General features: G+C 39.7%; 8 protein-coding genes. 2 read left to right on the top strand and 6 right to left on the bottom strand.

Annotated features, from left to right (window positions below):
- The first annotated feature begins 572 nt into the window (after window positions 1-572).
- Window positions 573-3626, top strand: coding sequence for an efflux RND transporter permease subunit (locus Q8X41_RS20650; RefSeq protein WP_397538129.1), 3054 nt, complete (start codon window positions 573-575; stop codon window positions 3624-3626).
- A gap of 215 nt (window positions 3627-3841) precedes the next feature.
- Here the strand turns inward: Q8X41_RS20650 and Q8X41_RS20645 are convergent, their stop codons facing one another.
- The 4 genes from Q8X41_RS20645 to Q8X41_RS20630 all read right to left on the bottom strand — a co-directional run bounded on the left by Q8X41_RS20645 (window position 3842) and on the right by Q8X41_RS20630 (window position 9784).
- Window positions 3842-5413, bottom strand: coding sequence for a SagB family peptide dehydrogenase (locus Q8X41_RS20645; RefSeq protein WP_397538128.1), 1572 nt, complete (start codon window positions 5411-5413; stop codon window positions 3842-3844).
- A 22-nt stretch (window positions 5414-5435) separates the two neighbouring features.
- On the bottom strand, window positions 5436-7385 hold the full coding sequence (locus tag Q8X41_RS20640) for a TOMM precursor leader peptide-binding protein (protein ID WP_397538127.1): 1950 nt from the start codon (window positions 7383-7385) through the stop codon (window positions 5436-5438).
- On the bottom strand, window positions 7382-9349 hold the full coding sequence (locus Q8X41_RS20635; protein ID WP_397538126.1) for a putative thiazole-containing bacteriocin maturation protein: 1968 nt from the start codon (window positions 9347-9349) through the stop codon (window positions 7382-7384). Before Q8X41_RS20635 ends, Q8X41_RS20640 begins: the two co-directional genes overlap by 4 nt.
- A 177-nt stretch (window positions 9350-9526) precedes the next feature.
- Window positions 9527-9784 (bottom strand): hypothetical protein, encoded by a 258-nt coding sequence (locus Q8X41_RS20630; RefSeq protein WP_397540318.1) that lies wholly within the window; start codon window positions 9782-9784, stop codon window positions 9527-9529.
- Window positions 9785-10101: 317 nt separating this feature from the next.
- Here Q8X41_RS20630 and Q8X41_RS20625 point away from each other — a divergent pair, with 317 nt between their 5' ends.
- On the top strand, window positions 10102-10329 hold the full coding sequence (locus Q8X41_RS20625; RefSeq protein ID WP_397538125.1) for a tyrosine-type recombinase/integrase: 228 nt from the start codon (window positions 10102-10104) through the stop codon (window positions 10327-10329).
- Window positions 10330-10856: 527 nt separating this feature from the next.
- On the opposite strand, the gene Q8X41_RS20620 is transcribed toward Q8X41_RS20625, so the two are convergent.
- Together Q8X41_RS20620 and Q8X41_RS20615 are read right to left on the bottom strand one after the other, a co-directional pair.
- On the bottom strand, window positions 10857-11246 hold the full coding sequence (locus tag Q8X41_RS20620) for a hypothetical protein (RefSeq protein WP_397538124.1): 390 nt from the start codon (window positions 11244-11246) through the stop codon (window positions 10857-10859).
- Window positions 11247-11478: 232 nt separating this feature from the next.
- The gene (locus Q8X41_RS20615; RefSeq protein WP_397538123.1) at window positions 11479-12906 is read right to left on the bottom strand and encodes a YdiU family protein; all 1428 of its coding nucleotides are present in this window, start codon (window positions 12904-12906) and stop codon (window positions 11479-11481) included.
- Window positions 12907-12939 lie beyond the last annotated feature (33 nt).

Below are 12939 nucleotides of genomic sequence, written 5' to 3'. Positions count from 1 at the left end.
AAATTATTGAGTTAATAAGATATCTGAGTTCCCTCCAAAATATCCTAAAATCCTACACCCCACTATACATTTCCTTCTCCTCAAATCAGTACGAATCTAAAATGTAAAATTTATTGACTTTTTCCTCATTTTATTTCAAAGTATTGTAATTTTTCACAATTACAGTGGACAAATACCTAATTTCCGTTAGAATTAAACTGAATATAAAGGGAAATTGAACGTCTTTATCCATTAAATCCATTTTTTAACACAAATAATTCACTCATCAATCTTTAGTATGTTTTGCGCCATTATATGGAGATATTTTTTGGGTATGATCTTTCGATGTTTTCTTATATTCATTTCTTTCCCTAGAACATCTAAGTCTCTGGTCTTAGAAAAAATAAGTACCAAGACTGATATGGGTTATTTTCATATTTATTACAATAAAAGGGATTGAAAATTAAAAGAAAGGGGAAAATTGTTTTATGGATATCACTAAAATTTTTATTTTCTAAAAAGTGTGATATTTCACTATGTACTCTACGTATATTTTATTTCGTGTTTAATTTGTTTTTAGGAGGAGATTTACTTTGTCGATTATTACCAAATGGGCTTTTGGTAACAAGCCCGCTGTCGCTTTTTTGACCGTTCTCATATTAATCATCGGTGTTGTTAGCTATTATAGACTGCCTATGGAGTTTTTACCCTCTGCGGATAATCCGCAAGTTACCATTATTTCGATGGGCCAAGGAACGGACTCCAAAACAATGGAATCTGAAGTCACTGATCCCATTGAACAGGCCGTTAAAGGGTTAAAAGGAAAAAAATCCGTCTATTCAACGACTGGAGATGGATTTTCTAAAATAGATCTGAACTTCGAATCAGGCTATGATATGAAACAGGCTAAACAAGATGTAGTAGAGGCAATGAGTAAAGTCACTTTACCTACCAATATCTCAAAGCCAATCATTTCACAGCTGAACACCTCGATGATTCCAATTGTCAATATTGCCGTTACCTTTAAAGATGGGTTGACGGATAAAAACAAGGAATTTGCACGTAAAGAGCTTCAATCTCGTTATCAAGAAATCAAAGGGGTTTCTAGTGTAGATGTTTACGGGATTACTGATTCTATCGTTTCAGTTCATTTAGATGATAAAAAATTGGCTAAAAACCAAGTCTCACTTCAATCAGTTATGGGTATTCTTCAGGGTCAAAACACCGCTGTAGCTGTTGGTGAAAAAAATATTGATGGTAAAGCAAGTAATATCAAAGTCATCGGTGATGTCACAAGCATAAAAAAATTGCAAGATTTAACTGTAGCACCAGGCGTTAAACTTAGCGATATCGCAACGATTAAAGAAACTACGGATGCTAATTTCATCAGCCGTTTTAATGGAAAAGACAGTTTAAACATTAGCATCACGAAGGACAGTCAATCGAATGCTGTAGCGATTAGTAAAGAAGTTGAAAAAGTAACAAAAGAAATCAATAAAGAATATGAACAGCAGGACTCTGTCATCTATGTTTCTTCAGCTGATATGGTACAAAACTCTGTTCATACGATGATTAAAGAGGTGCTCATAGGGGCTCTATTTGCTACTATTGTCATAATGCTCTTCTTACGAAATATCCGAACTACTATGATCACGATTGTATCGATTCCTTTATCACTTTGTTTCACCCTATTCCTTCTATCAAGATCTGGAGTAACATTAAATATTCTAACGCTCGGTGGTGTTGCTGTTGCCGTTGGACGTCTAGTTGATGATAGTATTGTCGTCATTGAAAATATTTTCCGTAAAATGCAAACAGAGAAATTCTCTATCAGTATGGTAATTGATGCAACGAAGCAAGTAGGCGTTGCAATTACTGCTTCAACCTTAACAACTGTGGCTGTATTCTTACCTATGAGCCTGTTAAGTGGAGGCCTACAAGAATTCCTTTTGCCATTCGCGTTAACAGTTACCTATTCCTTACTTGCTTCATTGCTCGTTGCGTTAACTGTAGTACCGTTAATGAGTGCTGGATTATTAAAAAATACAAAGCTTCCGGAACATAAACCAGCTGTTCGTTTCCCTAAAATCGTAAATTGGTCCTTAAACCATAAATGGATTATCTTCTCGATTTCCGTGTTCTGTTTTATCGGATCAATCGGCGCTTACTTTATGATTCCAAAAGGTGCAGTTGACAACTCTTCTGCAGATTTTGTTACAGCAACGCTCACTTACCCGACTGATACACCTTTTGAAAAAGTAAAGGAAAAGTCATTTGAACTTGAATCAACTATTCAAAAAACGAAGAACGTTAAACAAGTGTTTACACAGATTGGCTCTTCTGCTGAAAATGCGCAATACGGCGTAGTTGGCTCTTCAACAGAAGCATCCTATAGTATTCTTTTGGACGATAAAAAGGACACAGATCAGGTAGTTAAAGCGTTAGAAAAGGAAAAAGGTCAATATCAAGATGCCACTTTAGAAGTTAGTGCATCCTCCTTTATGTCTGGCGGAGCGAGTACAAATATTACCATTGATGTAGTTGGTGATAATGTAGGTGAACTCGAAAGTGTAGCAAACAATATTAAAGAAAAAGTAAAAGATGTCAAAGGTGTAGAGAAAGTAACGACCAATCAGGAAGAAAAGAAAACCGTGTATTCCTTTACTGTTAATCCTTCAAAAGGAAACACAGAACAAATTGCACAGCAGTTAGGTGTTATGTTAAATAAAACACCAATTGGCACAATTAATTTAAAAGACACACAAAAAACAGTATTCCTAGAACCACTCATAGACACAAAAACACCTAAGGATTTAAAAAATATAAAAGTACAAACCAATTCAGGCCCTGTACCAGTATCATCCATTGCATCTTTACAAAGTGAAGAACGATCAACTAACCAATTCCATAAAGACGGGAAAACATACCTTCGAGTTACAGCAACTGTTGATCCTGCAAAACTGTCTGAAATCTCACAAGATGTTAATACAGTGATTTTTGGTGATAAAAAAGATAAAAAAGGAATCGATGTACCTGATAATATCAAGGTACTAGTCGGTGGAGCAAGTAGCGATCAAGCGAGTGATTTTGCCGATTTATTCCTTATTATGCTTGTATCAATTGGCATTGTCTTCTTGATTATGGTTATTACATTCAAGTCGATTAAAACACCAATTGCTATATTGTGCTCTCTTCCACTTGCTGCTATTGGGGCTATTTTAGGTATCCTCATCAGCCGCATATCAGTGGATATTACGGCCCTTTTAGGTGCATTAATGCTGATCGGTATCGTTGTTACAAACGCCATTGTATTATTAGACCGCGTCAAACAAAACGAACGCACGATGATTATTCGCGACGCACTAATCGAAGCAACAGCTACAAGAATGCGACCTATCTTCATGACCGCAGTAGCAACAATCTGTGCTATGCTTCCACTATTATTGAAAAAATCCGAGGCAGGAAGTTTAGTCTCACAAAGTCTTGCAGTTGTGGTGATCGGTGGATTAGCGATGGCTACCCTACTTACGCTGATCGTGATTCCATGTGTATATGAACTACTTTACTTTAGAAAATCGAAAAAACAACGCATGAAAAAAGTAACGATTGAAGAAAGCTCAAACGATTCAGAATCAACGATTGCTTAATCACGTTGATATGAAGACGAGAAAAACCAGACTTTAGCTTGAAGGCTAGAGTCTGGTTTTTATTTTATCCTTTTGCAATCTTTTTTTACTTTTACGTCAATGTCAGTTATTTTTAACATCTTTGTACCCTCAATAATACTCTCTATATAAGGATCTTCAAAAATACGTTGACCTAGGTATTTTCTTTAGAGGTATTACTCCACTTTACCACTTACTTAACTATGCAGACTTCCACTTAACCATGGACGTTGTCTATACGGACCTACCGGGATTTGGATAAGGCTGGTTTTTTCTTGTGGACTCATCTTGTAAATCTCATCACATATGTTCGCATCAAACCCGAGGAGTGGGTGCCCTCCGAATCCGAGGGCTGACGCGACTAGCAGGAGTCTTTGCACCAGCATACCCGCTTCCATTTGTTGGATGCGATATCCCCTGTATCCCATTTCCGTTTTGAAATGATTTTTGTCCCCTGCCACATGTAGACAAAGCGGGACTTGGAACATATTTACATTGCCTCCGGACATTCCGTGCTGTAACCGTAATCGCTGATCTCCGAGTTGTACTTGACGTAACGCATGGGCAGAGCTGTCATAGTGATATGCTCCGTTCGGAATGCCCTCGACATTATACAAACATCCGTAAATAGAGACACGGGACTTCTGTTTCTTTTGTACTCCATCCAAATCATTTTGATACGAGAATGAATCCATCGCGCCCTTAAACAGTGTGGCAAGCTGCAGTTGACTTACCTTTTCCAAAACGAAATCTATATCCGGTGAAAATCGCTTTCGACAGGCCGACGCCAAATCATACGATAATTGCTTCACATAAGGCAGAGTCACCGTTTGACCCTCACAATTTATTTGCTCCTCCTTGATCTGTCGGAACGATCTCGTTGATTCCAACAAAGACGCTTCATTCATCTCGGTTAACATCGGAAACTCTGTAATCCTTCGTGATTGGACGTAATGAGTAGACTGAATTGCTGTCAACTCTTGGCATAATTCAGTGGCAGAATCATCCCCATCTATGTTACTTCTGTTGAAACAGCTTGTTGATTCCTCCGATAGGGGAATCAACGCATACACACTCTCCTCTTGTTCGGAAAGCCCAAGCAGGTGGTTGATGGCTCGATCAAGGAATTGAAAGTATACCCCAGTTGCGAAGCCAAAAGATTTCGCTACTTCCAATAATTGTCCAATCAGTACACCAGCATCCAACCCTTGAAGTCGGTAGGCAAAGTTATTGTATTTAAAAAAATTTTTCCAAAACATTGTCGATACAAAAACAGTACCAAAACAATCGGATATGTTACAGCGATTACCAAGTGCCCGGGATATATATGAATCGAAATTTCCTTCTCGCAGCAACACTAAGCCATGATGAGCTACATCATAATGGTAAACGCCGGCAGGCAAATTCTCTATCTTCAAATAAACGTACAATTCGTTTGGATACAGCGCCCCACCGGAAGGAACAAACCGCCGTTTCGACTGCATTAGGTCTATGGCTTGATCGCTGAAATCCAAGTTCATCACAGACTCGCTAAATTGAGTTAGACCAAATACATACCAGAGAAAATGACCGATTCTGCTTAAGTCAGGCTTTACAGTTGCTTCCGGCCTTTTAAGCGTCAACGGTACTTCTAAAGAAAGCGGAATCACAGGTAAGCCACGATAGAGCTTATACGTAAGCGGTGCATCATCCCAATCCACTTCCCTGTTTGGCTCGTTTGCATTTTCAATATCAAAATGGAGATTGTGCAGAAATGCCTCAAGATTCATCCTCCTACCTCCTAACCACTGGTTATGGGAACGGATGCGGATATGGATTTAACTGTCCAAGTGTTAGCGGTTGTTCCTTAAACCTTAGTTCCATTGGCACCCGGAGCACCCTCTCAAGCCCTGTTATTCGGGTAAGATGTTGACCGAATGTCATTGGCAGCATCCCCGGAATTAGTACTTTAACGCAAAACAATCCGTTTTGTTTGATTTCCGGTGTCGTTTGGTCAACCACGATCACATCGAGGTTCAATCCCCTAAACACCTGGAGAATATCCCGCAGATCATCCGTAAGATCTGCATGCACTGCCTCCCATTTAAATTCCTCATCAAACGTTCGCAATGGCCGACTATCATCCAACAAAAACTGTAGGCGTTCTTGCGCTTCCGGCAACCCATACAGCATCCCATGATCATCCATCTGACGTACCAAGGAAGAGTCTTTCAACATTCGCACATACTCCTCCCGGTTTGCTTCTAAATTCGCATCAAGTATTCGCATCATGCCAGCCAACTCATGAATCGCACTTTTCGCCGCTCGTAATGGATCCAGATGAGCACCGGCCGCACTGATGATATTCAACCCCATTTTTTCCCTGTTTTTCGCTAAAACCAAAACACTTGGAATTCCGTTCTCCATCGTCGAGTTATAAAAATAGAGATCATATCCACCAACCGCCCGCACACGATCAATCATCAACTTTAATTCTTGATCATTAGTAGAATAAGGGTCAAGACGTGGGAGTGCCAGCTCTGCGTACCAAGTCATCAGGAACGAATCACGCTCTACAACTTCCATAATACCGTAGAAAATTGCCTCCTCTATACTACCTCCTACCGCACATCCATTGGAAGTTTCATAGACAAATCCCTCATCGTAGCCCAAGCTGTAATAAGCAAGTAACTCTGGAATCAGAATAGGACGCTCTTGCAAAAACGAATAACCCCAAACCCAATCGATGGATTGATCAGGATTAAACGGTTTGAACGGAAAATTAGGCAGCGCATACTGTTCCTTTGAATGCACACCTACCTTGAGAGGATTAAGCGCTCGGTCTTCCAGATTGCGGAAGCTGTCATGAACCACTGTTTGTTTTCCACTTGGAGAAAGGCCACAGTACCGTTCTAACCCCTCCAAGATAGCCGTGGCCTCACTAACCTTGTATGAATGAGTTCGACCTGCCACACCCTCGTCTCCCGTAAACAACGGCAAATTAACACTTGCATCGGCAAATGGCAACATGAGGTTATACATTTTACCATTTAATAAACCAGTCCGCTCATCCAGATAATCCTTGCTTAGAATATTTTTTAGGTCATCCATGGAACGACAGCGGAAGCTGTCAGTACTGATCTTCAGACTAGATTGTAATGTAATTCGGGCCGCGGCTGGTGAATCATTGGGTAATCGACTACAGACCGGACATAACGGGTCAGGAAGAAACGGATGCCATGAACTCTTTAGCGATTTTAGATTGATTAAACATAAACGACCTTCCGAATAAGCCTGATCTCCATCTAATATGCTCTGTACCTCTGCCTCGAGAAGGTGCGCCATTTGCAATAGTCCCGTACGCGATGCCCAAGCATCACACGAAATTCCACCGTGAACCTTAGCCTCAAGTCTCTGGTCCATCTCCCACATCTCTTTACGGTCTAGCCCTGCCATGATACGTCGCTTATCTGCACACTGGGAGCAGCCTGGTATTTCCGGACGTACTAGTGGCCCTATCACTCCTTCTCCATATGAAACAAATCCTCGCAGCCAAGGTATACCGGTTGGCCGCAATACCTCTTCCGACTTTTTATGAATGGAAGGATTCAATGTATCGTGTAATACCAGAACCAGATTAATCGTTTCTGGTACTCCAGCCTCGAAATCGTAGCGGCGTATTACTTCGTATTGAGTGGATAGATCCTCCCACACACGTTCAGCTAATAATCCTTCTCCAACAACCATCACGACCGCACTCACCGGAATCCTCCCTCATCTCGTAATAACACGCCAAACAGCCCTGCGAGTCCCTCTTTCAAAAATGGTTCAAATGCTAGATCAAACACTAAAAGCCGTTTGTGATTCCGTTCTAGGATTTGTATAGCGGACTGCAAAATCTCGGACTTATTCTTCTCATCATAAGCGGAGATAACAAGGCTTAGTGGCACCTTTTCTTCCAGTATAACGGATGAAACTTCCTGCGCTTGCACCAGGTGGGAAGCCGTAGGGCATTGTACCTTCATAAGCGCCTGTTGTAACGCTTTTCGCAACGCCAATGTAATATTCAAATCTACACCACCATACCAGCCGTCATTCGTTCCTACCCAAATGACAGGAAAACCGTTCACTTCCTCTCCTAATCCGATCGTCGGTGAGCCATGCATTGTGGCCAGTGCCTCCAAATAAAACCGGCAGTGTTCATCTTCTACTGTTTCCAAGTGCAACCGAGCAACATGATTTTTTTTATTTATCAGCTGCTTGCTTAGCTCTTTATCCAAACACCTTTGCAATCCCCGGCAAATACCTTCAGTAACCGTTTCCCCCGCTCCAACTCCGATGAATTCCTTTATTTCTACCCCATTCTCCTCTTTTTCCTTATATGATGGTAGGGTAGCAGCGAGTAGTTCGACCGCTTGTGACACATACGATTCTATCCCAGCCAGTCCCGCTTGCCTCCGCGCTTCCTCATGCGTCAGACCTGTACAAACAATGTCTGGTAAAAGCTCAGCGGGTCCCTCAGATAACATATCAACCGCTTGAACGCGACACTGAGCTAAAGGCAGCTGCTTTAGATCTCCTTCCTCCCAAATATGAAAAATTCCTGATACTTCCGATGTCAACTGGCTGAAGTAAAGTAATAATCCATTCGTTTCATCTTTGCTTAAGCTTCGTTCAAGATGCACATCCAAATCTGTTACCCATTCGCTAGATACGTTTCCATCCTCCAATGGATGAGGCAAAAACGAATGCCAGTTTCCTTCCAATGTGTCTAGATCAAGCAGATAGAATAGGTTCCTCTGTTCAGATTCGGTCACTCCTGTAATCTCTTTAAACAATTCAAATGTGATTACATTGGCTAACATTGCCCCTGCTGTTGCAGAGAAAGCGGTGAACTGTTGCTCTTTAGAAAGTACAGCTCGGTGTATGCGCCTCCACGCAGACTCCCAACACCCCTTAGAGTCTGGATGCACTAGCGGACCCGCAATTCCCACCCCCTGTTGGCATATAGCAGGGAGAAACACCTTCTTTTCTTCCCTACAAACCTTATGAAGAACTTGGAGTTTCTCAATATCGCACTCCTGAGACACATACAATATCGAATCAAACGGTTGAACAATATCCCGCCAAGATCGTTCCCCTTCCTTCTGCGGGCTAACCTCTTCTACCTCTACCTCGATGTCTGTTTTACGGGCATGTGCCACGAGTTCCATCAACCGCCGTCTATTGGTCGACACCGAGTCCGTGATTAGAACATGGATCTTGGGCAATCCGGATTCAAGTAATGAAGAAACCAACGAAACAAAAATAGGGCCCCCGCCAACTGCCAACACTTTTGCCTGACGATAGGTTTGAAATCGGTACGCACTCGAATCACCGAAACTGTCCAAAAACTCAATTTGAGAGGCATACTTATTAAGAACCTGATCCGCCAATTGATGAGGAAGATCTTGGCTCACATCCCGAACATACTCATTTCGGTACAGCGCTTCCGCAATCTCATAGACACGATCCCGATATGGTCCAGGCAATCCATCTGTCAAATTCCCTAACGTGTTTTTCCCGTTGAACATCGGTATCAGTTTTTCAATCCACTGAACGATCTCCTGACCTTCCACACGAAAAGAACTTTTATTATTTCGAAAATACACACCACTATTTGAATCGGGGAGAAAAAATGTGTCCCTTTTTACTTTCAGACGCATCATAGGGGTCAAATTTGGCATTACGCTCCTCCTTAACCATAGTTATTCCTAAGCGTATATGACTAACATTTCATCCTATGCACCGTAACTTGTTTCATATGTTTAATCTTATTAAGAAAAGTCCCTGCAACAACTGCAGGGACCTTGGCAATCACGGTTTTTGTTAGAAATCTAGAAATAAGTGTGGCCACGACTACCTTAGCGACCACCGCAACGGAAACAATTAGAGCAACTAAAACAATTAGAGCATCTAAAACAATTAGAACAATTAAAACAGGTAAAGAAGCAACTAGAGCATCTAAAACAATTAAAACAGGTAAAGAAGCAACTAGAGCATCTAAAACAATTAGAACAATTAGAACATCGATTAGAACAACGGCCAAAGCCACCCATAGGACTGAGCTGCGCAACTGGACTTGTGGATCCATTTGGGTCCAAAGCAACTGCCTCACTCATATGGAAATCGCCAACATTCAACATCTGGAGTTCGTTATGGAAATCATTCATTCTTGCCACCTCCTGAAATTAAATTAACAAGATGTGCTAAGATCATAAAAATGTAAACAAATAAAAATGAACTAAATCAGCTGTGTAATAGGTGAATCCACTAGTTCAAATACCTCCTAAACAATTTATGAACAATGAATGGATATTGCTACTGATTTCAATGCCTTATATCTACCAGGCATAGAACATTTCAAATATCTTCTTATAAAACGAAATATAAAAAATCACCAAATCAATTAGTTTTCACCAATGAATATAATGACTTCTTGCAACCTACAAAAACACGAAAATGGATTGTTCAAATCCAAACGAAATATTACCTCAAAGAAGTTTCTACACATGGTTTGCGTCACACTCATTGTTCTTTACTATTTGAGGCAGGAGCAAAAATTAAAGAAGTGCAAGATCGACTAGGACATAGTGATATTCAAACTACAATGAACATCAATGCTCATGTCACAGCTAAAGCAAAAGAATCAGATTCAAAAATTTGAAGCGTATTTAAATATTTAGCTACTACGATTTTTTCCCGTAGTTAGCTACGGTTTGATGAAACTATTTGAAATCAAATGAAATTTAAAAAATGCCAAAACCCCTTTATATCTAGGATTTTGACACTCATTGAAATCGTATAATTTCGTAATCTAGAATCAAATGTTACTATGACGGCTGCTAACTCCTTATAGTTCAATTGTTTATAACTAAATAAGTTACTAAGTGTAATTAATTCACCTTCAACTAAGATAGCTATACAAGATTTTTAATAAAAAAACTAGCTCTTTTTACTTTTTAAGCGGCTTCCTCTCTATCCTGTAGGACTCGCCATCTTCCGCTTCTTAGACAATATTCTAATAAGTATAGCATTTCCATTTAATGTTTGTGTTTTAAATCAAATCTTTGAATTATGAAATTGACTCTAATCTGTAATTATAAGATGGTCCCCAAATGAGTGTGTTTCACTTTCAGTTTTATTATCATTATTTTGCCAAGTAATTGTATAGTGAGCATTTTTTATTTTTTCTTAAATTTCCTTATTAGTAAGATTTTTTACATAAAGAACCATACTATTATTATAGATGAATTTAGGAGTTTCTTTTGTTGAACCTTCCCCAAACCAATAAGCGTCCCCAAAAATTTTTTTCCAATTATCGTTTATAGTTACTTCTGGTTTTTTTAATTTTTCGAAATTTTCGATTTCTAAATGAATAGTAACCTTTTTAAAATTCTCTTTAGTGGGGTTTTCTAAATACTTTACGCCACCAACTTCCGAAAAATCTTTATTAGTCAAAGATGACACTTTTGAATTCATTTGTATTGAAGGGGTTGTTTTGTATGTAGATGATGAACATCCAAATAAAACGACCATTAATAAAAAGAGAACTGTAATAGATGAAAAATTAGTTTTGTTCAAAAATCCATCTCCTCTCATAATCTTAAGAAAGAAGCAAAGGTTTCACAAAAGAAACTTTTGCTTCTTAATCATAGTTTAAAATCACAGTGATTATTACCAATAAATTGGTTATCATCCCATATTGTCCATATGGGGGTTCTAAATTTCTCCTCCCCAACAGGACAAATTATTTCCCCCATAAAATACTCTACTCTAATCACTGAGCTTCCAATATGCTATTTCTCTTTTCACTCTACGTTCCACAATAAGTAATAAACGGCCCGTCCTCTTTTGGCGGTATTTGTAAATGCTGATGTTCTGTTTTTACTGTAAATGGTGAGCGGAGGGCATCGACTAATGTTTCAACATAGGTTAAATCACCTTGATTAGCAAATTTGAGTGCTTCTTCTACATAATAATTTCGTGCAATAATCGCTGGGTTTATCTTTTGCATAGAGGCCTTTGCTGCTTCTAAAGATGTATTTTCTTTTTGTAGGCGGCTATGCCAATTCTGTTGCCACGCTTTAAAATCATCTGTTTCAAAAATTTCTAGCTCTTGGTCAGTACTAAGCCCTCGGAATGTGTTCGTATAATCTGCCTGTTGTTGATGCATTATCGTTAATAGTTGGTCTATTAATGCAGCATCTTCTCCCATTACTACCTGTAGCCCTAACTTTTTACGCATGCCTTCTAACCAATATTGCTGAAATGCTTTTGGGTATTCATCTAGCTTAGCCTGTATTATTTCTAAAGCTTGCTCCTCATCCTCATGCACAAGTGGTAATAAAGTTTCGGCTAGTCGCGCTAAATTCCAACCACCGATTTTCGGCTGGTTTTCATACGCATAGCGCCCTACTCTATCTATAGAGCTAAAAACTGTCGACGGGTCAAATGTATCCATGAAAGCACACGGTCCAAAATCAATTGCTTCGCCACTAATTGTCATATTATCGGTATTCATCACACCATGAACAAAGCCTATTTGCTGCCAGCTTGCAATCAACTTAGCTTGACGATGAACCACCTGACTGAAAAACTCAGCATATCGATTTTCCTTATTTGCAAGTGTAGGATAGTGACGTTGAATTGCATAATCTGCAAGTGCTCTTAAATCCTCTTGCTCACAAAAATGTCGTGCGAATTGGAAAGTACCCACTCGTAAATGACTTGATGCGACTCGTGTTAAAATCGCACCATCTAATACACACTCACGGTAAACAGGCTCGCCCGTTTTAACAATGGCTAAGCTTCTCGTCGTCGGAATATGAAGTGCATGTAATGCCTCACTAATAATGTACTCTCTAAGCATTGGACCAACTGCAGCACGCCCATCTCCCCCGCGTGAATAAGGCGTTCTTCCAGATCCCTTTAATTGAAAATCTTTTAGTCCTTGTTTCGTTTCTTGCTCACCAATTAAAAGTGCCCGTCCATCTCCAAGCATTGTAAAATGTCCAAACTGATGCCCTGCATAGCTTTGTGCAATTTGAGCTGCTGATTCAGGCATCTCATTACCTGCTAAAATTTGCAGTGCTCGTTCACTCTTTAATTTATTAACATCAATCCCAAGCTCATCAGCTAATGGTTCATTGATAACTAAAAACGAAGGATTACTCACTGGATTTAATGTTGCAACTTTATAAAAGGAAGCAGGTAGTGACAGGTAGCTTTGATTCTCTTGCATATTTTCTCCTCACTTTTTTAAATTCTTATTTAC

The organism is Rummeliibacillus pycnus (assembly GCF_044359855.1).
In the GTDB taxonomy this organism is placed as follows: domain Bacteria; phylum Bacillota; class Bacilli; order Bacillales_A; family Planococcaceae; genus Rummeliibacillus; species Rummeliibacillus pycnus_A.
Note: the sequence above shows the minus strand (reverse complement) of the source record. Positions and strands in the feature narration are given on the sequence as shown.

What these genes read in the sequence shown, in the direction of transcription:
- Q8X41_RS20645 (WP_397538128.1), bottom strand. Translation starts at nt 5,413, where the DNA reads ATGAATCTTGAGGCATTTCTGCACAATCTCCATTTTGATATTGAAAAT.
- Q8X41_RS20635 (WP_397538126.1), bottom strand. Translation starts at nt 9,349, where the DNA reads ATGCCAAATTTGACCCCTATGATGCGTCTGAAAGTAAAAAGGGACACA.
- Q8X41_RS20630 (WP_397540318.1), bottom strand. Translation starts at nt 9,784, where the DNA reads ATGAGTGAGGCAGTTGCTTTGGACCCAAATGGATCCACAAGTCCAGTT.
- Q8X41_RS20615 (WP_397538123.1), bottom strand. Translation starts at nt 12,906, where the DNA reads ATGCAAGAGAATCAAAGCTACCTGTCACTACCTGCTTCCTTTTATAAA.